The organism is Devosia beringensis (assembly GCF_014926585.1).
Lineage (GTDB): Bacteria > Pseudomonadota > Alphaproteobacteria > Rhizobiales > Devosiaceae > Devosia > Devosia beringensis.
On record NZ_CP045422.1, the window covers coordinates 215,290 to 236,379 of the forward strand.

Here is a 21,090-nt window from a genome sequence, read left to right on the forward strand (position 1 = left end):
TCCCCGAGAGCGGTTCCACCATTCTCACGGGATTGCCCATGCCCCTGTTGCTGCAGACGATCCGGTTTTGCCTCGTGCTTGGGGCATTGCTGGCGGCGTCCCTGGCCATCGCCGCGCTGTTCGGCTTTGCCGTACCGGTTTTCGACCTTCTCAATCACGCGCAGATCCTGCTGTTCCCGGCGACCCTGGCGGGGCTGCTGATCGTCGCGCTCGCGCTGCGCGGCAAGGTCCGCGAGATTGCTGTCATCTATGCCTTCATGGGGTTGGCGGCATCGGCCAATGTGATGGTTCCGGAATTTATTGCCGGACTACAGCCCCGCCCGCCGGCGACGACGTCCGATACCGTGACGGTGATGACGCATAACCTGTTTGGCCTCAACTACGATATGGAACAGGTCATGGCGGCGATCCGGGCGGAGAATCCCGACATCATCGTGCTGCAGGAATATTTTGGCGAGCAGGCGACGGACCTGCATCCGTTGCTGCTGGCCAGCTATCCGTTCTTCGCGCGGTGCCTGGGCGGCAAACGCGCCAATCTGGGGCTCTATTCCCGCCTGCCGTTCGACCAGGCACAGGACGGGGCCTGCCCCAACAATGCCTATGTGACCGACCGGACCGGGCATATTCTGGCACAGTTCAGCACGCCCGGGGGTAAGTCGTTTTCGCTGCTGACCACGCATATGGACTGGCCCTTGCCAATGGAACGGCAGCGCGATCAGCTGGCGGGGCTATCGGACCTGCTTGCCAGCATCGAGGGGCCGCTTATCGTGGCGGGCGATTTCAACTCGACGGCCTGGTCCTATGCGCTGCGCAATTTCGTGGCGGCCAATGGGCTGGTGCGCGAAACGGTCAACCTGGTGACCTTTCCGATGCGCTTTTATTATTTCGGCGCCTGGCGCGATGCGATCCCGTTCCTGCCGCTCGACCATGTGATGGTGCGGGGCGGCGTGGTGGTGCATGAGCTGCATGCCGGCGGCCGGACCGCCAGCGATCACCTGCCGGTGGTGTTCACCTTTTCGGTGCACTGACGTCGCGGGCCTGGCCTGTTCAGTCGACCTGCAGATCGAAGACCATGATGCCGTCGCGGCCGCCCTGCAGGGCGGCGACAAGGCGAGAGCCGGCGGCCTTGTGGGCCGGATCGACCAGGTAGCGGTCGCGGGCGGCGGCGTCGGCCAGGTCCATGATGAAGCCGTCATTGAAGCCCTGCGACACGCCTTCCGGCGAGATGTTCGGGCCGAAATCGGCGCCCAGCAGACCGGGAATCTGCCCGACCAAGGCGTTGAGGCCGGCATAGATATCGGCCTTCTCGGCCGGGGAGACGTCGGCGCGGAATTTCACGAAAACGCAGTGGCGGATCATCCGACAAACCTGTTGTTGCGAGGGAAGCCGTTGGGCGGCTGGCGGCCGGCGGTGGCACGGTCGCCCAGCCAGTCGGTCAGCTCTTCCATCGGCTTGGTATAGGTGCGGCCCGAGGAATCCATCCAGGTCAGGCCATCGGCGGCGTAGAAGGTCTTGAGGTCGGAAATGCCGCCATCCTTGTACTTCTGCAGCCGCACTCCCTTGCCGCGGCCCATTTCGGCCAGCTGGCTGAGCGGGAAGACCAGCAGCTTGCGGTTCTGGCCGATGACGGCGACGCGGTCACCATTGAGCGGCACCAGCAGCGCAGCCTCGTCCGGCGTGGTGACGTTGAGCACCTGCTTGCCCTTGCGGGTATTGGCGATCATCTCGTCTTCGCTGACGATGAAGCCATAGCCGTTGGACGAGGCAATGACGCGCTTGCGGCCCGGCTTGTAGACGAAGATATCGACGATATCCTGGCCTTCCTCCATGTCGACGATGATGCGCACCGGCTCGCCCTGGCCGCGGCCGCCGGGCAGCTTGTCGCCCCCCAGCGTATAGACCTTGCCGCCGGTGGTGAGCATGAGCAGCTTGTCGGTCGTCTCGCACTTGATGGCCAGCTTGAGCCGGTCGCCGGCCTTGAAGGCCTTGTCGTCGATGTCGTCCGAGTGCCCCTTGGGCGCGCGGATCCAGCCCTTTTCAGACAGGATGACGGTAATCGGCTCGCGCTCGATAAAGGCTTCGGTGACCTCGGAGAGGTCGGCATTGGGCGCATCCATGAGAATGGTGCGGCGGGCGCCCAGCTTATGGGGCGTTATGCCATCGGCCTCGAGTAGCGGATAGGCCTTCTTGAGCGCCTCGATTTCCTTGCTGATTGACGCCCATTGCCGCTTGTCGGAGGCCAGCAGCGCCTCGAGCTGGCCCTGTTCCTTGGTCAGGTTGTCGTGTTCCTTGCGCAGCTCGATTTCCTCGAGCTTGCGCAGGGAGCGCAAGCGCATGTTGAGAATGGCTTCGGCCTGCACGTCGCTGAGCTCGAAGGTCGCCATCAGGCTGGCCTTGGCATCATCCTCCTCGCGGATGATGCGGATCACCTCGTCGAGGTTGAGATAGGCGATGATATAGCCGCCCAGCACTTCGAGGCGGTGGGCAATCTGGCCCAGGCGATAGTTGGAGCGGCGGACCAGGACTTCCTTGCGGTGCTCGAGCCAGGCGCGCAAAGCCTGCGGCAGGCCCATGACCTTGGGCACGGCGCCGCGATCGAGCACATTCAGATTGAGCGGGAAGCGGGTTTCCAGGTCGCTGGTCTTGAACAGCTGCTCCATCAGGATGACGGCGTCGACGGTGCGCGCGCGCGGCTCGAGCACGAGGCGGATATCGTCCGAGCTTTCGTCGCGCACGTCCTTGAGCAAAGGCAGCTTCTTGGCCAGCAGCAATTCGGCGATCTTTTCGACCAGGCGCGACTTCTGGATGCCATAGGGAATTTCGGTGACGACGATCAGATAGACGCCGCGGCCGGTTTCCTCGATTTCCCATTTGGCACGCAGGCGGAACGAGCCGCGGCCGGTGGCATAGGAATGGGCGATGGAGGAGGCACTCTCCACCATGATGCCGCCGGTGGGGAAATCGGGGCCCTTGACGAACTGGGTGAGCTCGAGCGCGGTGGCGTCCGGATTGACGTTGATCAGGTGCAGCGCGGCTTCGCAGAGCTCGTAGACATTGTGCGGCGGGATGGAGGTCGCCATGCCCACGGCAATGCCGGTGGAGCCATTGGCCAGCAGGTTGGGAAAGTTGGAGGGCAGGACGACGGGCTCTTCGTCTTCGCCGTCATAGGTGGCCTTGAAATCGATGGCGTCTTCGGTGATGCCTTCGAGCAGGCGCATGGCCACATCGGTCATGCGGCTTTCGGTGTAGCGCATGGCAGCGGCGTTATCGCCGTCGATATTGCCGAAATTGCCCTGGCCGTCGACCAGGGGATAGCGCAGGGCAAAATCCTGCGCGAGGCGGACCAGGGCGTCATAGATCGACTGGTCGCCATGGGGATGAAACTTACCGATCACGTCACCGACGATACGGGCGGACTTCTTGTAGCCCTGACCCGGATCGAGCTTGAGCAGTCGCATGGCATGGATGATGCGGCGATGCACCGGCTTGAGGCCGTCGCGCACGTCGGGCAGCGCGCGCTGGGTGATGGTGGAGAGGGCGTACGAGAGATACCGCTCCTCAAGCGCCTGCTTGAGGTCGACAACGCGCTGGTCATCGGCAGGCGGCAGGGTATCAGTGTCGGCCATTGGCAAGCATTCCAGCAGAACGAATCAGGAAAGCACTATAGCGGCTGGCGGTGGCTTGTGGACGAAGACGCCAGCTTTTGCACGGGTTTGGACGTGCAAAAGCGCCGCCTGGATCGCGGTTGTCACAGAGGAGCGGACCCCGAGGCGGCAATCGCCTCTGGTAAATTTAAAAATGAGACGACCTTCGCCTCGGGGTGCCGGTTTTTGGAACTGTTCGGCGGCACGGGATCGCTCGTCCTCGCACGGCCGTCTCGGAACCTGTGGGAGAGGCAAAGCCCCCACCCGGCTCACCCCACCACTGTTCGCCTGCAGGCCGCCGCGTGGGGTGATGAGGCATTATGCCATGGCGTGAACAAGCGGGGATAAGCGGGGCAGATAGGCAGCGTCTAATGCGCGCTGAGACATCAGCTGATCGCCACAAGCGACGCGGCTGTCAGTGCTCCCGCGTCAGGGCCGTTACCAGAGCGTCACGGGTGGCCGAAAGCGCCAGGTCGCGGGGACCGAAGACGCGGCTTTGCAAGAAATGGCTGGTGAGGCTCAGCGCGTCGGCGATGTCATGCGGGCTGGCATTGCCGCGGGTGGTCAGGAAGCTGGGCAGTGGCAGCAGGCGATCGAGATAGGGCGCAGCGGCGGCCCGGGAGACCGCCCTGCCCGATTTGGGCGAAACGTGGGTCAGGTCTTCGGTGGTGCCGGTGACGGCGCACTGGGTGAGGTCGAGGCCGAAGCCGAGGTCGTCGAGCACGGCCAGTTCGAACTGGACGAGAGCAACGCCGTCTGGCGGGCTGTCGATCAGGCGCAGGGCCATGCCGAGCAGGCGATCATCGGGATCGCGCTCGGGCAGCAGGCGGAGGTGCTCGCAGACCAGCTGGCTCAGATAGAGCCGGGTGCGATCCACGACCAGTTCGGCGGCGCGGGCGGTCAGCAGCTCGACGATAAACTGGCCGAGCTGGTCCTCCAGACGGGCGCGCCAGGTGATCTGGATGGTATTGCCGGGCTGCAGGACGGGGGCCAAGCGGGTGGAACGGCCGCCGCGCACCAGGCCCAGGCAGCGCCCGCGCCCGGCCACCATGGCCTCGGCAATGACGCTGCTCTCGCCATGGCGGCGAACGCCGATGAGCAGGGCTTCGCCGGTCCACTCCATCGCTGGAGCCTAGTCTTTCCCGTGCGGGTATTCGAGACCCATTTCGCGGTAGCGCTCGGGGTCGTCGCCCCACTTTTCGCGGACCTTGACGAACAGGAAGAGGTGGATCGGCACCTCGTACATTTCCATCAGCTCCTTGCGGGCTTCCTGGCCGATGGCCTTGATGGTCTGGCCGCCGGCGCCGAGCACGATCTTCTTGTGGCTGTCGCGGGTGACATAGACCACCTGATCGATCTTGTAGGAGCCGTTGGGCTGGATCTTGAAGCTCTCGGTCTCGACCGTGCAGTTATAGGGGATCTCGTCATGCACGCGCAGAAAGAGCTTTTCGCGGGTGATTTCGGCCGCGGTGATGGCCATGGTCAGATCGGTGAGGTGATCCTCGGGGAAGTGCCAGGGGCCGGGCGGAATGTGCTTGATGCACCACGCCATGAGATCGGAGACGCCATAGCCCTTGAGGGCCGAGATCATGAAGGTGGCCTCAAAGCGCAGCTTAGCGTTGAGGGTCTGGCTGAGCTCGAGCAGAGCCTCGTTCTTGATGGTGTCGATCTTGTTGAGGATCAGGATCTTGGGATGGTTGATATTGCCCAGGCCCTCGATCATGGATTCCAGATCAGGCGTGATGCCGCGCTCGGCATCGATGATGAAGCCGACAATGTCGGCATCGCCTGCCCCGCCCCAGGCGCTCTGCACCATGGCGCGGTCCAGCCGGCGCTTGGGGGCGAAGATGCCGGGCGTATCGATGAAGATCAGCTGCGCCTGATCCTGGGTGACGACGCCACGCACCTGGCTGCGGGTGGTCTGCGCCTTGTGGGTGACGATGGACACCTTGGTGCCGACCAGGGAATTGAGCAGAGTCGACTTGCCGGCATTGGGGGCGCCGACCAAAGCGATAAAGCCGCAGGACGTATCGGAGAGTTGTTCTGGTGTGTTCATTTGCTTTCCTTCCACACCTTATGGGTGAGCAGGAACAGTTCTGCCGCCTTGTGTTCGGCGATCTTCTTGGAAGGACCGATAGCGCTCAACTGTTCGAAATCGCCCAGGGCAATGGCAATGGTGAATTCGGGGGCATGGTCGGGCCCGGTGCGGGCGACCTGGAGGTAATTGGGGGGCTCAAGACCGCGGGCCTGGGCCCATTCCTGGAGAGCGGTCTTGGCATCGGGCTTGTTGGCCTGGCCGTCGGCGAGAAACTCGGCGAACATGCGCTCGACGAATTCATAGGCCTTGCCCATGCCGCCGTCGCAATAGATGGCGCCGATGACGGCTTCGGTGACGTCGCCCAGAATGGCTTCCTTCTCGGCGCCGCCGGTGCGGGCCTCGCTCTCGCCCAGGATCATCTCGGCGCCCAGATTGAGGGTGCGGGCGATGACGGCGCAGGTCTCCTTGCGCACGAGGGTATTGAGCGTGCGGCTGAGCTCGCCCTCATTGGCCTTGGGATAGCGGCGATAGAGCATGTCGGCGACGACAAGGCCGAGGACGCGATCGCCGAGGAATTCGAGGCGCTGATAGGACTGCTCGATGCGGCGGGCGGGCGAGACGGCGCTGGAATGGGTCAGCGCGCGATCGAGCAGGCCCGGATCGGCAAAGCGATAGCCGAGACGGAACTGCAGTTTTTCATGATCGCGCGCGCCACGGCTCATCGGTCGACGGACTGGAACATGCGATCCCAGCGGACATTGGCGGGCCACTGCCAGATCTGCCATGGCGGAATATTGTCGGTGATCGAGAAGAAGCGGGCCTCGGCCTTGGCGATCAGGTTGATGGCGGGGACATAACCGACCTGGCTGAGCACGCGGCTGTCGGCCGAGCGATCCCGGTTGTCGCCCATCATGAAGTAGTGACCGGCAGGGACGACATAGACCTGGGTATTGTCGAGCGGGCCGGCATCGGAGATTTCCTGGATGGTGTGCGTGGTGCCTTCGGGGAAGGTCTCGCGATAGACGGTAACCTGCACCGACTGGGCCGAGCTGTCGGTATCGGTGGTGGTGCCGATCTCTTCACGCTCGACCATGACGTCGTTGATATAGAGCCGGCCTTCCTTCATCTGGATGCGGTCACCCGGCAGGCCGACGATGCGCTTGATGTATTCGACATCCTGCGGCACGGGGCGGAAGACGGCGATGTCGCCGCGGTTGGGATCACGGCCGAGAATACGGTTGGTGATGGGCAGCTCGAAATCGAGCGCGGTGAAATTGCCGTAGCGGCCCAGCGAGAAGGAATGCTTGCCATAGCCCCAGACGAACTTGTTGGCGACGAAGTAATCGCCGATCATCAGGGTCTGCTGCATCGAGGCGGTGGGGATGGAAAAGGGCTGGTAGAGGAAAGAGCGCAGCACGATGGCGATCAGCAGCGCCTCGACCACGACAATGATGGTTTCAAGCCATTCACTGGTCGCAGACTTGTGGGCAGGTTTGTCGGCGGGCTGGCTCATCGGTTTCCCCGGATTGATCGTGCGGCAGGGTTAGTCTCTTGCGTCAGCGCGGTCAATTGCGTTGGCCGGCTGGGCAAGCTGCGGCGCCTAGGCGTGTTCGGTGCCAGCAATGGGCAGCGCTTCGATGATGACGAAGGCCTGGGCGAGCCCGGCATCGTCGGTGATGGTGATGTGAATGTGGGGTGTGTGACCAGGCGGGACAAGTCGGGCCAAAGCGGCGGCGGCGCCATTGGTCAGGGCCATGGTCGGCTTGCCGGACGGCATGTTGACCACGCCCATGTCGCGCCAATAGACGCCGTGGCTGAGACCGGTGCCCAGGGCCTTGGAACAGGCCTCCTTGGCGGCAAAGCGCTTGGCATAGGAGGCAGCACGCTGGGCGCGGCGATCGGATTTGCGCTGCTCGATCTCGGTGAAGCAGCGCTGGGTGAAGCGGCTGCCATAGCGCTCGAGCGTCTTGGCGACGCGATCGATCTGGATGAGGTCGGAGCCGAGGCCGATGATCACTTGACCCCCTGAATGCCGCGGCTGCCGGGCTTGACGGCCGGAATGGCGGCCAGTTCGGGGGGGAGCTGATCGGCAGGGTAAGCGGGCACCTTGAACTCGATGAGGCTGACCAGCGGCACGCCGACATCGGCCTCGCCGCCGGAGCGGTCGATCAGGCAGGCCGCAGCCACGACATTGGCGCCGATTGCGCGCAAGGCGGCGACGCATTCGCGGATGGAGAGGCCAGTAGAGACGATGTCTTCCACCACGATGACCTTGTCGTCAGGGGCGATCTCGAAACCGCGGCGCAGCTCGAACTTGCCGTCGACGCGCTCTGTATAGAGGGCGGGCAGGCCCAGATGGCGGGCGGTTTCGTAGCCGGGGATGATGCCGCCAATGGCGGGGGAGACGACCTTGGTCACATCGCCGAAGCCATCGGCATGGATCTTGGCGGCCAGCGCCCTGCAGAGCTTTTCGGTCTGGGCCGGGTACTGGAACACTTTGGCCTTCTGCAGGAAAACGGGCGAGCGCAGGCCGGAGGACAGGATGAAGTGCCCCTCGAGCATGGCGCCGCATTCGCGGAAAATGGCCAGCACGTCATCTTTTGTCATCGTTAAACCTCTTGTCGACCTTGCCGTCCCACTCAAGGGTGGAAATCATGGATGCCTCGCGCACCCCGGCGCGCTGCACGGCGGAAAGGCCGGGACTGCGCTTGAGCGTTGCCAGAACATCAGTCAGCTGCGCAAGGTCGCGCACCTCGATTTCAAAGATCATCTGGTGAAAATCGGGTGAAATCATCCGCATCACCAGATTGTTGATATTGGCGTCGCAGGCGGCGATGGCGGCGGAAATCTGGGCCAGCGAGCCGGGCTTGTTGACGCTTTCCATGGAGATGACCGTGGCATAGGGACGATCTTCGCGGCCCGCCAGGTTCCAGCGGACGTCGACCCAGGCGACATCGCTGTCATGCAGGTCGATCAGCGCCTCGGAATGGATGGGATAGATCTGCATCGGCTGGTCGGGCTGCAGGATGCCGACCAGCCGATCGCCGGGCACGACGCCTTCCGCCGAAACCGTCACGCCGATGTGGAAATCAAGCTGGGAGAGGGCCGCCTTGGCATGGGGGCCCGAACGCTGGCCGCCCGGCACGCGGAAGCGGAACAGATCGGTGGAGCGCAGGGCGAACCAGCCATCAGCGGTGTCGGCAACCGGCAGATCGAGCTTGCGGCGGCGCTTGCGCAGGCCCTTGATGCTGGCCAGTTCGGTGGCCAGTGGCTCGGCGCCGATCTTGCCTTCGCCCACGGCAATCAGCAGGTCGCGGCGGCTGGCCATGCCCAGGGCCTCGGCCAGGGTCTTGGCCTCGGTATCGTCCAGCATGACGCCTTCGCGCTCGAGCATCATGTTGAGCACGTGTTCGCCCAAGGCGAAGGTGCGCTGGGTCGCGGCATGCCGGACGGCGCGGCGAATGGCGGCGCGGGCCTTGCCGGTGGCGGCAATGCCGAGCCAGTTGATGGGCGGCATGTGGTTGTGGTCGCGGATGATCTCGACCTCGTCGCCGCTGCGCAACTGGGTCACCAGCGGCAGGATGGCGCCATTGATCTTGGCCCCCACGGTGGTATCGCCGATATCGGTATGCAGGGCATAGGCGAAATCGATGGGCGTGGCGCCGCGCGGCAGGGCAATCAGGCGGCCGCGTGGGGTGAAGCAGAACACCTGGTCCTGGAAGAGTTCGAGCTTAGTATATTCGAGGAAATCCTCGGTGGAATTGCCGGCCGTCAGATGGGCAATGGTCGAGCGCAGCGAGCCATAGGCGTGCGACTCGTTCTCGATGCGGCTGAGATCGGCCGAGGCGCCATCCTTGTAGAGGGCATGGGCGGCGATGCCGAACTCGGCGATGCGGTCCATTTCCTCTGTGCGGATCTGCAGCTCGGCGCGCTGGCGGCCGGGGCCAACAATGGTGGTGTGGATCGACTGATAGTCATTGTGCTTGGGGACCGAGATATAGTCCTTGAACCGGCCAGGCACGACCTTCCACTTGGTGTGGACCACGCCCAGCGTGTGATAGCACTCGTCGGTGGAGCCGACGATGACGCGGAAGCCGATCATGTCGGAGAGCTGTTCGAGCGCGATCGACTTGCGCTCGATCTTGTTGAAGATCGAAAAGGGCGACTTCACCCGCGCCTTGACCCGGGCGGTGATGCCCTCGGCGGAGAGGCGCTCGCTCAGCTCGGTGGAAATGGTGGCAATGGTCTCGCGATAGGTGGCCTGCATCTCGTCGAGCCGGGCGACGATGGCCTGATAGTGCTCGGGCTGCAGTATCTTGAAGGAAATGTCCTCAAGCTCGCTACGCATGTCCTGCATACCCATGCGGCCCGCCAGCGGGGCATAGATATCCATGGTCTCCTGGGCAATACGGGTGCGCTTTTCGGGCGGCATGTATTGCAGGGTGCGCATATTGTGCAGGCGGTCGGCCAGCTTGACCAGCAGCACGCGGACGTCCTGGCTGATGGCCAGCAGCAGCTTGCGCAGGTTCTCGGCCTGGGCCTCTTCGCGCGAGACGAGGTTGAGGCGCTCGATCTTGGTCAAGCCATCGACGATGGCGCCGATCTCGGCGCCGAACAGCTGGTCGATCTCGGCCCGGGTGGCGTCGGTATCCTCGATGGTGTCGTGCAGCAGGCCAACGACGATGGAAGCGTCATCGAGCTTGAGCTCGGTGAGGATGGCCGCCACTTCGAGGGGATGGTTGAAATAGGGGTCGCCCGAGGCACGCTTCTGCGAGCCATGCTTCTGCATGGCGTAGACATAGGCCTTGTTCAACAACTGCTCGTCGACGTTCGGGTTATACGCCTGAACGCGTTCGACAAGCTCGTACTGACGCATCATGGGATTGGTCGCTCGCTCTGAACGAGAAGCTTAGCGCTTTGAAAGAAAATGGGAAAGGTGCGCGGGAACAAGTATGTGCGGGACGCGCGTAGGTTGCTCCCTGCCCCGCCCCAGAAACGAAACACCCCCAGCTGGCGCCGAGGGTGTTGAAATATCGTACATGCTGGTCACCCGGGCCATTCGAGCGTAGCTCTCATGGCCTAGCCATCTCAAATCGCGCCACCGGCGCGATTTGCCCTTACGGGACGATGTCTAGTCATCGCGGCGCTCTGGCGGGGCCAGGCTCTCGATGCCGCGCAGCAGTTCTTCTTCGCTCATGCTGTCAAAGCTCATCGAATCATCAGCGCCAGCGCTTTCGATCTGCGGCGCGGCATGGCTCTCAGGCTCGTCGACTTCGACATATTTCTGCAGCGAGTGGATCAGATCTTCGCGCAGATCGTCGGGCGAGATGGCGCCGTCGCCGATTTCGCGCAGGGCAACAACGGGATTCTTGTCATTGTCGCGCGAGACGGTGATCTGGGCGCCCGAGGAAATCATGCGCGCACGATGGGCGGCCATAAGAACCAGATCGAAGCGGTTTTCGATCTTTTCAATGCAGTCTTCAACGGTGACGCGGGCCACGGACGTCTCCAAAATTTATGGAATGAGCGCTTCCCATACACGAGCGCCCTGCCCGGCACAAGGATGGCGTGTCCCATGCCTCCAATCGGTCACGAAAACCGGCATCATCTTGTCACAGGGCCAAAAACGTGACATCACCGATTAATTAGACTTTCTGCGGAATTTAAAATAATAATCTGATGCGCGCTGGACTTGGCCCCGCGGCACTTTTTGAGAGATTTGCTATGACCATCGACGCCCGCGAAAAGATAGTTCTGTTCATCGACGGTGCCAATCTTTACGCGACCTCCAAGGCCATCGGGATCGACATCGATTATCGTCGCCTGCTGGCCGAGTTCAAGGCCAAGGCCTTCCTGCTGCGGGCCAATTACTACACGGCGTTGGTGGAAGATCAGGAATATTCCTCGATACGCCCGCTCATCGACTGGCTGGATTACAATGGCTTTACGGTGGTGACCAAGCCTGCCAAGGAATTCACCGACGCTGCCGGGCGCCGCAAGGTGAAGGGCAATATGGATATCGAGCTCTGCGTGGATGCACTCGAGCTCGCCCCCCATTATGACCATATGGTGCTGTTTTCCGGCGATGGCGACTTTACCGCGCTGGTCGCGTCGCTGCAGCGCATGGGCAAACGAGTGACCGTCGTATCAACGCTGACCACGTCGACGCCGATGATTTCGGACGATCTGCGCCGGCAGGCCGATTTCTTCATCGATGTCGCCGATCTGGCCAAGACCGTGGGACGTCCACCGACCACGCGGCCGGTTGCTGCACCAATGGCGGACGAAGCCGAGTAGCGCAGTCGGCGCCCTGAGCGGATCGCCAAGGGCGGCGGTGGCGATCAGCCCCGGCCGCCCTCTTTCATGATGCGTGACTTGTCGCGATTCCAGTCGCGATTGCGCTCGGTTTCGCGCTTGTCATAGTTCTTCTTGCCCTTGCCGACGCCGATCAGCAGCTTGGCAAAGCCCTGATCGTTGAAGAACAGCTTGAGCGGCACGATGGTATTGCCGGCGCGGGCGACTTCCTCGCCCAGATGGGCGAGTTGCTTGCGCGACACCAGCAGCTTGCGCGGCCGCTTTTCCTCGTGGTTGAAGCGATTGGCCTGCAGATATTCGGGGATATGGGCGTTGATCAGCCAGAGCTCGCCCTTTTCCGGCGAGGCATAGGATTCGGTGATCTGGGCCTTGCCCAGGCGCAGTGACTTGACCTCGGTGCCGGTCAGGACGATGCCGGCCTCGAAGGTTTCGCCAATCTCGTAGTCGTAACGCGAGCGCCGGTTCTCCGCCACGAGACCGTGGCTGATCACACCGTTCTTTGCTTTGTCGTTCTTTGGAGCCATGGGGCTTAGATAAGCCCTGCATGCGCAATTGCAAAGTCCATGGCGTCCTGCGTCGACTTGCTGATGGGCACCAGGGGCAGGCGCATTTCATTGGCGCAGAGGTTGAGCCGGTTGGCGACATACTTGGCCGGCGATGGATTGGGCTCCATGAACAGGTCCTTGTGCAGGTAGACCAGCTTGTCATTGACGGCGCGCGCACCGACGAAATCGCCGGCCAGCGACAGGGTCTGCAACTGCGAACACAGGCGCGGCGCGACATTGGCGGTGACGGAAATGCAGCCGTGGCCGCCATGGGCGTTGAAGCCTAAAGCGCTGCTGTCATCGCCCGAGAGCAGGATGAAATCGGGGCCGAGCTTGCTGCGCTGCATGCTGGCCCGCTCCATGTTGCCGGTCGCATCCTTGACGCCGATGATATTGGCGTGCGCCTCGTGCAGCCGGGCAATGGTGTCGACGCTGAGGTCGACAATGGTGCGGCCGGGCACGCTATAGAGGATGACCGGGATGCCGACCGCGCTGGCAACGGCCGAAAAGTGCTGGAACAGCCCTTCCTGGTTGGGCTTGTTGTAATAGGGCACCACGGAGAGCACGGCATCGGCGCCGGTCGCCTCGGCAAACTTTGCCAGGGAGACCGCTTCGGCCGTCGAATTGGAGCCAGCGCCCGCCACGACCGGGACACGCTTATTGGCGACCTCGACGCAGATCTCGACGACGCGCCGATGTTCTTCATGGCTGACGGTGGGGCTTTCGCCGGTGGTGCCGACCGGCACCAGGCCATGACTGCCCTCGGCGATCTGCCATTCGACAAAGCTCGCGAAGGCTTTCTCATCGACGATCCCATTGGCCATGGGAGTGATGAGTGCCGGTATCGATCCTCGCAGCATTTGTCGAAATTTCCTCATTTTGGGGTGCCCCGCGCGCGCCGGGGCCGATAGTTTGATCCGGCTATTGCGCCGGTTTTTGGACGCCGCACCATAGTTTTTATCGCCGGGGTCCACAACGGCTAGTTGAGCGCGGCGCTGCCGGGAATGGTCTTTTTCGCAACCTGGAGGCCGCACGAACTGACGCGTTGCAGCCGAAAACGCTTGAGCCGGCGCGGCCGCTGCCGCACCATGGGCGAAAGTCAAAGGTGCCCTGACCATGCCTCGACCGAGAGTCGTGCCCGCCGACCATGCGGCCTTTGCCGGCCTGCCGATTACCCCTATCTGCCTGGCGGAGGGGATTGCGGCCGCGGTGCATATCGTCGGCACGCTGTCGTCGAACCGGCTGCCGGTGGTCTGCATTCCCGGCTACCAGCGCAATATGAGCGATTTTGCTGCCTTTGCCGGCTATTTTTCCCATGTCGGCGACGGCCCGGTGGTGCTGCTCGACCTGCCAGGGCGCGGCAGGGCTGACAATCGACGCCGGGCCGAGGATTACAACACGCTTACCGATGCGCGCGATGTCGCCGCCATCCTGATGGCGCTCGGAATCGCGGAAGCGGTGGTGCTCGGCCAGGGCCAGGGCGGACAGGTCGCCATGGCGCTCGCAGCGGCGCACCCGCTGCTGGTGGCAGGCACGGTGCTGCTCGACGCCGGGCCGGTGACCGACCCGCGCGGCATCGTGCGACTGCGCAACAATCTGGCCCATATCGAGGGGCTGCGCGGCAACAAGGCGGTGACGGCCGGCTTTCGGCGCATCCTGAGTGGCGACTATCCAGGCCTGCCCGATGAGCAGCTCGATACCCTGGTGGGGCGCAGCCATTTCCTCGATAAAAGCGGCCGCGCCAAGCCGCTCTACGATCCGCGGCTGATAGAGGCGCTGGCCGAGATCAATTTCGATGATGTGCTGATGGCCCCATGGCCGCTGTTTGACGCCCTTAGCGGCGCCCCGCTGCTGCTGCTGCGCACCCAACTGACCGACCAGTTGCGCCGCGAGACCTTTGACGAGATGATCCGCCGTCGCCCCGATGCACTGGCCCTGACCATTGCCGGACAGGGATCCCCTGCCCTGTTTGACCAGCGCGAGGAGATTGCGGCGGTGGCAGCCTTCGTCGCGCGCGCCAGCGCCAAGATGCTGGGACGGGCGGCCTAGGGGGCGTGCGGACCGCCGGGATGGACGCTCAGGCGCTCAGCCGGGTGACATTGACGATCGCCTTGGCCTGTTCCACCCAGCGCTCCCGCGTGATCCGGCCCTTGAGGGCCAGTTGCCCGTCGACCCAATCGACATTGGCGGCAGACCAGGTCGCGACCTGATCGAGGTGATAGACCCCCAGGGCGTTGAGCGCAGCCACGAGCTTGGGGCCAATGCCCTTGATCTGCCGGAGATCATCGGGGCCACCGGCGCGTGGCTTGCCAAGGGCAGACGGCCGAGGCCCGGCGGCTGATGCAGGCGTCGCCGGTGCTGAACCGGCGGATGGCACTGGCGCATTGCGCGAGACCGGGTCGTCGGATACGGCGGAAGCCAGGCGCGCGGCCGGCGTCATCGTCCGGCGGGCCCGCGGCGCGGCGGCGGTCGGGGTGAGCGCCACGGGGATAGCTGCCGCTGGCACCTGTCGCGTCCCCCGCGCGGCATAAAGCACGCGATGGACAAGATAGCCGATGCTGCAGCCCAGCAGATAGGCCAGCAGCACCAGCAGCGTCGTTTCGAGGATGTGGGTCAGGCTGGGCATGGCTGGCCGCTCACGCTTTGGGTGGGCTGAAGCTGCGCCAGCCGACCAGCAGGCCGACAAGAGCCACGGCCAGCAGATAGGGCCAGTCATATGCCGTCAGGAACCCAATCGACGCCCAGCTCATCGCCCGTCTCCGCCCTGCGCCGCACGCCTAGAAGTGCGCATCGCTCACCGTTACCACAATACGCCGATTCTGGCGCTTGCCTGCAGCCGTGGCGTTGTCGGCAATGGGCTGGCTCTCGCCATAGCCGACCGCGTAGAGGCGGGCCGGATTGGCGCCGCGCGCCGTCAGGGCGTTGACCACGGCTTCGGCGCGCGCGACCGACAGGCCCAGATTTTGCTGGGCATCGCCATCGGCATCGGTATGGCCTTCAACTTGGATCACCGCCTCGGGACAGGCATTGAGCAGGATCACCAATTCATCAAGCGCCAGTTCGGATTCATCGGCGATCAAGGCGGCGCCGGACTGGAACAGGATGGCATTGCGGCCGGAAAAATCGGCGATCGGGCCGGCACAGGCCGAAATATCGACTTTTTCGCTGGACGGCTCGACGACCGGGGGCGCGGCAACCGGGGGCGCTACAGCGGGTGCGGGCGTTTCAAGTTTCACGGACCAGGTGGCGGTGGTGTCGGCGGCAATTTTCGCCGTGACGGTGTCGCGGGTGGCAGTATCGGGAGCAACGCCGGTCAGCTGCCAGGCAGAGGCGGCAAAATTGAGCTCGCTGGCGGTCAGCTGGCGCAGGGCCGCCAGGCCGATTTCGGCACTGGCAAGAAAGGTGTCCGGCGCGCCTGCGGCGATGCTGACCGCGGCTGTGTCGCCATCGGCAATGGCCAGGAGGCTCTGCAGAGCGGCGTCGCTCGGCACCTGGCCGCTGAAGATCAGGCTGCCATCGGCGGACAGGCGGACGGAAAAGGCATAGGCCGGATCGACGGTAACCGGGGTTGGCGGTGGCGCGGCAGTGGGCGCCACAACCAAAGGAGCCGCGGCCGGCTCAGCAGGCGCTGCCTCCGCTATCGCGGGGGGTGGCAGCAGCGTCAGGCGCCAGTCCAAAGCCGGCGTTGCGGCGCCCGCCAGGGCGGTGTCTATGGCATCGGCACTGCGCGCCTCGACCAGATTGCCGTCGATCCGCCAGCGGTCGCCATCAAAACTGGCCAGGCCATCGCTCACATTGGCCAAGGCTTTCATGGCTGCGAGCGCATCCTGAGTAAAGCCGTCAGGGGCGGCGGGATCGATGGTGGTCTCGTCTGTGACCTGATCGCCTGCCCGATCGGCCAGGATGCGCTTGAGCGTCTCTGCCGGTACGCGGCCGGTCAGCGTGATGGCGCCGTTCGGCAGCTTGGTCGCTGACCAGCGATAGGGCGCTTCTACCGACGCGGCGGGGACAGCGACGGTCGCAACAGCGGGCGGCGGGCTGGCGACGGCCATGGACCAGCCTGAACCGGCCAACTGGCGGGAGGCAAAGTCGGCCTCGAGGGCGGCCTTGTCGATGGCCGATTTTGCCGATCCGGTTACGGTCCAGCCGGTGCCGTCGAAAACCACCTGTCCGTCCGCGAGCCAGCGCAGCAGCGCGATACCCGTCTGGGCCGTGGCGAGAAAGTTGCGCGGCTCACCTGAGGCATAGGCCAGCGCGTCGGTTGCCGAGGGGCCGGCCGCGCCCAGAAGGGCCAGCTTGGCCTCGGGCTGCGGCACCATGCCCGAGAGGGTAATGGGACCGGTAAATGGCTTGGTGGCGGACCAGAGATAGGGCGTGGCGGCGGGAGCCAGGATTTCCGAAGATGCCAGGGTAAAGCCCTGCGGCACTTCTGACGACAAGGCCGCCAGCAGGCCCTGATAATCATCACCGGACAGGGCGGTGCCGCTGAGCGTGAGCTGCTTTTGCTGCAGGGCGAAGCGGCCTTCGCTCATGCGGGCGAGTGCCGAAAGACCGAAATCCACTGCCGACTGGTAGCGCTCCGGCGCGCCGCGCCCCAGCTGCAGATACTGGGTATCGGCGCCCGGGCGCTGCTGCAGTCCATCGCGCGTTGCCGCGTCGGGGGCGTAGCCATCAAAAACCACCTTGCCGCCGGCCTGCAAGGTGGCACTCACCCAATAGTCATCGATCCGCGGCGGCTCCAGCACGACGATGGAACCGGCCGGCTGCAGAGCCTCGGTGACGGCCTGGGCAATCTCGAGTGTCCGGGGCGCGCCGGCCAGGGTGCTTTGACCATCCACGATACTCGCCTTGCCGTATTCAAGACGTGAGAGTTGTTCGACAAGCGTTTGGGATAGTTCGGCAAATCCAGCCGGCTCGCCGGAGCCCAGCGAGAGGCCCGTGGCAACTTCAAGGCCACTGGTGGCCGCCGTCCGAAAGCGTTCGGCCAGCAGGTGATCGGGTATGTAGCCGGTTATCTCTATACGCGACCCATCCGAGCTGGCGCTCCATTGATAGGGCGATATCAGCGCCGGAATGATCTCGACCTTGCCCAGCGTAACGCCGGCAGGCGGGCCGGCGCGCATGACAATCAGCAGATCGCGATAGGCGCGCTCGGACTTGGCACGGCCGGTGATGTCGACGGAAAGATCGGCCAGCATTGTCGTGCCCTGGTCGAAATAGCGCAACTGGTCGATGGCGAACTGGGCGCCGGCGATCCAGGCGCGGCGATCGGGCATGCCGGAGCGCAGTTCAAGATCGGCCTGCTGCAGATCGGCGCGGGCGAGCAGCAATTGACGGGTTTTTTCGTCTGGAACGCCGCCCGAAAGCGCGACCGTGCCGTCGCTCAACGCCGCCTCGAGGCGAAAAGGCGCCAGTGAAGGGGCCAGAGTGACGTCGGCGTGAATACTGCGAACGCCCGGAACCAGCGCGAGGCGCTGCACGGCGGCATCGACATAGGCCTGATCCGTCGTCGTGCCTGAAACAGTGACGTCACGCGTGGCAAAGGACAGTTCAGCCCAATCAAAGCCGGCGCGCTGCGCCATGGCGGTGGATTGCGACGCCACGTCCCCGGCTATGCGGGTGGAGGTCATTGCCAGGGTGAGCGTCGAACCAGCCAGGACGATGGCGAGCCCCGGCACGATCCACTTGAGGAGGTCCCTAATCATAGCTGTTCCGATGAGCTGCCCGCATTTGGCGCAAGGCTAGAGTATTTCGGCATGCGATGGAATGAAAATTGGGAGCGCAAACCCTTGGCAAACCACAGCTATATCTCGCCGGTCGCTGATACGCCGGGCATCCATGGTGGTTTGGACAGAATCGGGTGGCCGGTCCGCAGGTGGCCCTGAAGACTGACCGCAAAAGCAGAAAGGCCCGGCGTGAGCCGGGCCTTTCCATTCTGATAAGCAGTAAGGCTTACTTGAAAGCCTTGGCGGCCTTGAAGGTAACCTTGTAAGCGCCGTTCTGCTGAACCTTGGCGCCGAGCGAGGAGGTGAAACCACCGCCGGGAGCCCAAGCCAGTTCGGCCGAACCGTAGAAGTCCGAGGTTGCAGCGTTGAGAGCTGCACCGGTGTTGCGGTTGAAGGCAACGGTGTCTTCGCCATGGCCATAGACGCCGACTTCGCCGGTGATCTTGAGGGTTTCGGTGACAGCAGCAACGAGCTGGGCTGCAACCTGGTAGCCGTCGCCAACACCAGCAGTGCCGTCGTTGAAGTAACGGCCGCCGAGGTTGATCGAGACGCCTTCGGTTACAGTGGCACCAACCGATGCACCGATACCGAAGTCGGTACCTGCGTCACCGCCGCCAGCGAGAGTCCCGCCGCCAACTTCACCGGACAGGGCAACCTTGAACATGTCGAAATTGCCTTCGGCCGAGGCCAGGCCGTTCCAGTAGGACCAGTTGCCGCCAACTGCGTAGCCACCGCTGTACGAACCAGCAGCGCGGAGCTTGAAGGCATCGAACGTGCCGGTTACGCCGGCATGAATAGCATAGGTGTCACCGGTGGTCTGGACACCGTCGAGTATGCCACCAAGCGAACCGCTGATGTGTGCAGTGACAGAGTCACCAGCGTAGTTCAGCACGCCGATCAGGCTGCCAGCCTGGTTGTCGGTACGATCGAGCGCTTCGAGAGCGATGCCGCCGGCAACGCCGTTGCCAAACGAGGATTCCAGCTGGATGACGTGGCCACCCTTGCGAACCGGACCTTCCCAAACGCCCTTGTCGGCGTCGTCAGACATGAACAGGCCAGTGAAGTTGAATGGCTCGTCGTCGCCTTCGTTGAAGATCGAACCCTTCTTACCGGCGGACAGCACGGTGCCGTCGCCGACCTGAACATAGGCATCCTGAGCGCGCAGTGGGTGTGCATCGCCGTCAGTTGCAGTTACGTTGTCACGAGCACGCAGATAGTCGCGCTGGCGCAGGTTGATCACCACGCGAGCGGGACCGAAATCGCTGGCCTGGGTGCCGACGAACTTAAGGAAGGTCTCGACCTTCGAATTCCAGTCAGCAGCGCCGGCAGCGGTACCGTTTGGAGTATCAAAGCGACGAACGCCGTCACCGTTGACGCCGCCGAAAGCAGCTGACGGCAGGGTGTTGGCAACGATACGGCCGTCGCCGTTGAAGTTGCCATATTCAAACGTGTAGGCAACGCTACCCGAAATCTGCAGGCAGTTTTCGTCGGACGAGATCGTCAGGCCGGAAAGACCCAGGTCGTCGCAAACGTCCAGCGAGGTGAGGACGCCGAGATCGGCAGCAAAGCCAGCGGTCGAGAGACCGGCAGCAGCAACAGAACCGAGGATAAGGCTCTTGAGTTTCATAGGTTGACCTCCAAAGTCAGTCATTCTTGGTGCCGGTTGCCCGGCTGGTTTGTCGAAACGCGACCACACTATTCGTGGTGCAGTGTGTTGCCGTCGCGTTGCGACCGACAAACGATCCCATGCATGGATTCGCAAGACCCACTCTACGCATGGGCAAAGCCGACGCAATCACGCAAAGGCCGTTTTGCATGGCAGCAATGTGGTTGTGAGGCGGATGTTGCAGATTCAGCACACAGTCCGAAACCATTCGTTAACCAAATTGAACGCGACGTTAAGATTGCCGGTTTTGCAGGGGTTTCGCGGCAAGGACTGGCGCTGCCGCCGAATTGGGGGCATCAAATGCGCCGAAATGGTGCGCCAGTGGCTGTGGCCGAAGCGTGGACGGAATCAGGCAAGGAAAAGGCGCGTCGGTCGGCGTTGCCTTAATTGGAGGGTGCATGACTGAGGGCAAGAAGGTCGCCGTGGTGACCGGCGGCGGATCGGGGATCGGCAGAGCGGTGGCGCTGGGATTTGCGGCGCAGGGCTATGATGTCGCCATCTGCGGCCGTCGCCGGGATGCGCTGGAGCCCGTGCGCCGTGACACCGGTGGCTATGCGGCGGCCTGCGACGTTACCGACCCGGACGCGGTCGCCGATTTCTTCGCCGGGGTCCGGCGCACCTATGGCCGCGTCGACGTGGTGTTCAACAATGCGGGGCGGTTTGCGCCGGCCACGCTGTTCGGCGATCTGGATGTAAAGGTCTGGCGCGAGATGATCGATACCAATCTCAACGGCGCCTTCTACGTGGCGCGAGAAGCCTTCCGCATCATGCGAGACCAGGCGCCGCAGGGCGGACGGATCATCAACAACGGCTCGATCTCGGCGCATGCCCCCCGCCCCGAGGCCGCCTCCTATACAACGTCCAAGCATGCCATTACCGGGCTGACCAAGGCGATCTCGCTGGATGGACGGGCATTCGGCATAGCCTGCGGCCAGATCGATATCGGCAATGCGGCCACCGACATGACCAGCCAGATGAACAGCGGCTCGCTGCAGGCCAATGGTACGATGATGCCGGAGCCGACCTTCGACGTGCGGCATGTGGTGGATGGGGTGCTCTATATGGCGGGCCTGCCCTTGGCTGCGAATGTGCAGTTCATGACAGTGATGGCGACCAATATGCCCTATATCGGCAGGGGCTAGCCATTCGAGCAGAG

The 21,090-nt window shown here is 63.5% G+C and carries 20 protein-coding genes; 5 read left to right on the top strand and 15 right to left on the bottom strand.

What is annotated here, in order from left to right:
- The first annotated feature begins 38 nt into the window (after window positions 1–38).
- Entirely contained in the window at window positions 39–1,028 is a 990-nt protein-coding gene (locus GDR53_RS01165) for an endonuclease/exonuclease/phosphatase family protein (protein WP_193336305.1), read from the top strand.
- A 19-nt stretch (window positions 1,029–1,047) separates the two neighbouring features.
- Here the strand turns inward: GDR53_RS01165 and GDR53_RS01170 are convergent, their stop codons facing one another.
- The 10 genes from GDR53_RS01170 to rpoZ all read right to left on the bottom strand — a co-directional run bounded on the left by GDR53_RS01170 (window position 1,048) and on the right by rpoZ (window position 11,182).
- Window positions 1,048–1,338, bottom strand: coding sequence for a Dabb family protein (locus GDR53_RS01170; protein ID WP_408639776.1), 291 nt, complete (start codon window positions 1,336–1,338; stop codon window positions 1,048–1,050).
- Window positions 1,339–1,355: 17 nt separating this feature from the next.
- A complete protein-coding gene (parC, locus tag GDR53_RS01175; protein ID WP_193336307.1) occupies window positions 1,356–3,626 on the bottom strand; it encodes a DNA topoisomerase IV subunit A in 2,271 nt (756 codons plus the stop codon).
- Window positions 3,627–4,059: 433 nt separating this feature from the next.
- Window positions 4,060–4,767 carry a DNA repair protein RecO gene (recO, locus tag GDR53_RS01180; protein WP_193336308.1) on the bottom strand — a complete coding sequence of 236 codons (708 nt, stop codon included), beginning with the start codon at window positions 4,765–4,767 and terminating at the stop codon, window positions 4,060–4,062.
- Between the two features lie 9 nt (window positions 4,768–4,776).
- Complete coding sequence (gene era, locus GDR53_RS01185) at window positions 4,777–5,700, bottom strand: GTPase Era (protein WP_193336309.1); 924 nt, start codon at window positions 5,698–5,700, stop codon at window positions 4,777–4,779.
- Complete coding sequence (gene rnc / locus GDR53_RS01190) at window positions 5,697–6,404, bottom strand: ribonuclease III (RefSeq protein WP_193336310.1); 708 nt, start codon at window positions 6,402–6,404, stop codon at window positions 5,697–5,699. The genes era and rnc overlap by 4 nt, the downstream gene beginning before the upstream one ends.
- Complete coding sequence (lepB, locus tag GDR53_RS01195) at window positions 6,401–7,195, bottom strand: signal peptidase I (protein ID WP_193336311.1); 795 nt, start codon at window positions 7,193–7,195, stop codon at window positions 6,401–6,403. The genes rnc and lepB overlap by 4 nt, the downstream gene beginning before the upstream one ends.
- Window positions 7,196–7,282: 87 nt before the next feature.
- On the bottom strand, window positions 7,283–7,699 hold the full coding sequence (gene acpS / locus GDR53_RS01200) for a holo-ACP synthase (protein WP_193336312.1): 417 nt from the start codon (window positions 7,697–7,699) through the stop codon (window positions 7,283–7,285).
- The gene (gene pyrE / locus GDR53_RS01205) at window positions 7,696–8,289 is read right to left on the bottom strand and encodes an orotate phosphoribosyltransferase (protein ID WP_193336313.1); all 594 of its coding nucleotides are present in this window, start codon (window positions 8,287–8,289) and stop codon (window positions 7,696–7,698) included. Before pyrE ends, acpS begins: the two co-directional genes overlap by 4 nt.
- Entirely contained in the window at window positions 8,276–10,561 is a 2,286-nt protein-coding gene (locus GDR53_RS01210; RefSeq protein WP_193336314.1) for a RelA/SpoT family protein, read from the bottom strand. Before GDR53_RS01210 ends, pyrE begins: the two co-directional genes overlap by 14 nt.
- A gap of 252 nt (window positions 10,562–10,813) precedes the next feature.
- Window positions 10,814–11,182, bottom strand: a complete 369-nt coding sequence (gene rpoZ / locus GDR53_RS01215; protein WP_193336315.1) for a DNA-directed RNA polymerase subunit omega — start codon at window positions 11,180–11,182, stop codon at window positions 10,814–10,816.
- Window positions 11,183–11,406: 224 nt separating this feature from the next.
- Here rpoZ and GDR53_RS01220 point away from each other — a divergent pair, with 224 nt between their 5' ends.
- A complete protein-coding gene (locus GDR53_RS01220) occupies window positions 11,407–11,979 on the top strand; it encodes a LabA-like NYN domain-containing protein (RefSeq protein WP_193336316.1) in 573 nt (190 codons plus the stop codon).
- A gap of 44 nt (window positions 11,980–12,023) precedes the next feature.
- On the opposite strand, the gene smpB is transcribed toward GDR53_RS01220, so the two are convergent.
- Entirely contained in the window at window positions 12,024–12,521 is a 498-nt protein-coding gene (smpB, locus tag GDR53_RS01225; RefSeq protein ID WP_193336317.1) for an SsrA-binding protein SmpB, read from the bottom strand.
- 5 nt (window positions 12,522–12,526) lie between these two features.
- Window positions 12,527–13,402, bottom strand: coding sequence for a 4-hydroxy-tetrahydrodipicolinate synthase (gene dapA / locus GDR53_RS01230; RefSeq protein WP_193336318.1), 876 nt, complete (start codon window positions 13,400–13,402; stop codon window positions 12,527–12,529).
- Window positions 13,403–13,658: 256 nt separating this feature from the next.
- Here dapA and GDR53_RS01235 point away from each other — a divergent pair, with 256 nt between their 5' ends.
- A complete protein-coding gene (locus GDR53_RS01235; protein ID WP_193336319.1) occupies window positions 13,659–14,591 on the top strand; it encodes an alpha/beta hydrolase in 933 nt (310 codons plus the stop codon).
- A 28-nt stretch (window positions 14,592–14,619) separates the two neighbouring features.
- On the opposite strand, the gene GDR53_RS01240 is transcribed toward GDR53_RS01235, so the two are convergent.
- The 3 genes from GDR53_RS01240 to GDR53_RS01250 all read right to left on the bottom strand — a co-directional run bounded on the left by GDR53_RS01240 (window position 14,620) and on the right by GDR53_RS01250 (window position 19,895).
- Window positions 14,620–15,168, bottom strand: coding sequence for a hypothetical protein (locus GDR53_RS01240; protein WP_193336320.1), 549 nt, complete (start codon window positions 15,166–15,168; stop codon window positions 14,620–14,622).
- 151 nt (window positions 15,169–15,319) lie between these two features.
- Window positions 15,320–18,247, bottom strand: coding sequence for an OmpA family protein (locus GDR53_RS01245; RefSeq protein WP_193336321.1), 2,928 nt, complete (start codon window positions 18,245–18,247; stop codon window positions 15,320–15,322).
- Between the two features lie 247 nt (window positions 18,248–18,494).
- Window positions 18,495–19,895 carry a porin family protein gene (locus GDR53_RS01250; protein WP_193336322.1) on the bottom strand — a complete coding sequence of 467 codons (1,401 nt, stop codon included), beginning with the start codon at window positions 19,893–19,895 and terminating at the stop codon, window positions 18,495–18,497.
- Window positions 19,896–20,018: 123 nt separating this feature from the next.
- On the opposite strand from GDR53_RS01250, the gene GDR53_RS01255 reads away from it, so the two are divergent.
- Both GDR53_RS01255 and GDR53_RS01260 read left to right on the top strand, forming a co-directional pair.
- Window positions 20,019–20,321 carry a hypothetical protein gene (locus tag GDR53_RS01255; protein ID WP_193336323.1) on the top strand — a complete coding sequence of 101 codons (303 nt, stop codon included), beginning with the start codon at window positions 20,019–20,021 and terminating at the stop codon, window positions 20,319–20,321.
- 11 nt (window positions 20,322–20,332) lie between these two features.
- Entirely contained in the window at window positions 20,333–21,076 is a 744-nt protein-coding gene (locus GDR53_RS01260; RefSeq protein WP_193336324.1) for an SDR family oxidoreductase, read from the top strand.
- Window positions 21,077–21,090: the final 14 nt, after the last annotated feature.

Coding starts and splice junctions, on each gene's coding strand:
- GDR53_RS01165 (WP_193336305.1), top strand. CDS start 39: ATGCCCCTGTTGCTGCAGACGATCCGGTTTTGCCTCGTGCTTGGGGCA.
- parC (WP_193336307.1), bottom strand. CDS start 3,626: ATGGCCGACACTGATACCCTGCCGCCTGCCGATGACCAGCGCGTTGTC.
- recO (WP_193336308.1), bottom strand. CDS start 4,767: ATGGAGTGGACCGGCGAAGCCCTGCTCATCGGCGTTCGCCGCCATGGC.
- era (WP_193336309.1), bottom strand. CDS start 5,700: ATGAACACACCAGAACAACTCTCCGATACGTCCTGCGGCTTTATCGCT.
- rnc (WP_193336310.1), bottom strand. CDS start 6,404: ATGAGCCGTGGCGCGCGCGATCATGAAAAACTGCAGTTCCGTCTCGGC.
- lepB (WP_193336311.1), bottom strand. CDS start 7,195: ATGAGCCAGCCCGCCGACAAACCTGCCCACAAGTCTGCGACCAGTGAA.
- pyrE (WP_193336313.1), bottom strand. CDS start 8,289: ATGACAAAAGATGACGTGCTGGCCATTTTCCGCGAATGCGGCGCCATG.
- GDR53_RS01210 (WP_193336314.1), bottom strand. CDS start 10,561: ATGATGCGTCAGTACGAGCTTGTCGAACGCGTTCAGGCGTATAACCCG.
- GDR53_RS01220 (WP_193336316.1), top strand. CDS start 11,407: ATGACCATCGACGCCCGCGAAAAGATAGTTCTGTTCATCGACGGTGCC.
- smpB (WP_193336317.1), bottom strand. CDS start 12,521: ATGGCTCCAAAGAACGACAAAGCAAAGAACGGTGTGATCAGCCACGGT.
- dapA (WP_193336318.1), bottom strand. CDS start 13,402: ATGCTGCGAGGATCGATACCGGCACTCATCACTCCCATGGCCAATGGG.
- GDR53_RS01235 (WP_193336319.1), top strand. CDS start 13,659: ATGCCTCGACCGAGAGTCGTGCCCGCCGACCATGCGGCCTTTGCCGGC.
- GDR53_RS01240 (WP_193336320.1), bottom strand. CDS start 15,168: ATGCCCAGCCTGACCCACATCCTCGAAACGACGCTGCTGGTGCTGCTG.
- GDR53_RS01245 (WP_193336321.1), bottom strand. CDS start 18,247: ATGATTAGGGACCTCCTCAAGTGGATCGTGCCGGGGCTCGCCATCGTC.
- GDR53_RS01250 (WP_193336322.1), bottom strand. CDS start 19,895: ATGAAACTCAAGAGCCTTATCCTCGGTTCTGTTGCTGCTGCCGGTCTC.
- GDR53_RS01255 (WP_193336323.1), top strand. CDS start 20,019: ATGGATTCGCAAGACCCACTCTACGCATGGGCAAAGCCGACGCAATCA.
- GDR53_RS01260 (WP_193336324.1), top strand. CDS start 20,333: ATGACTGAGGGCAAGAAGGTCGCCGTGGTGACCGGCGGCGGATCGGGG.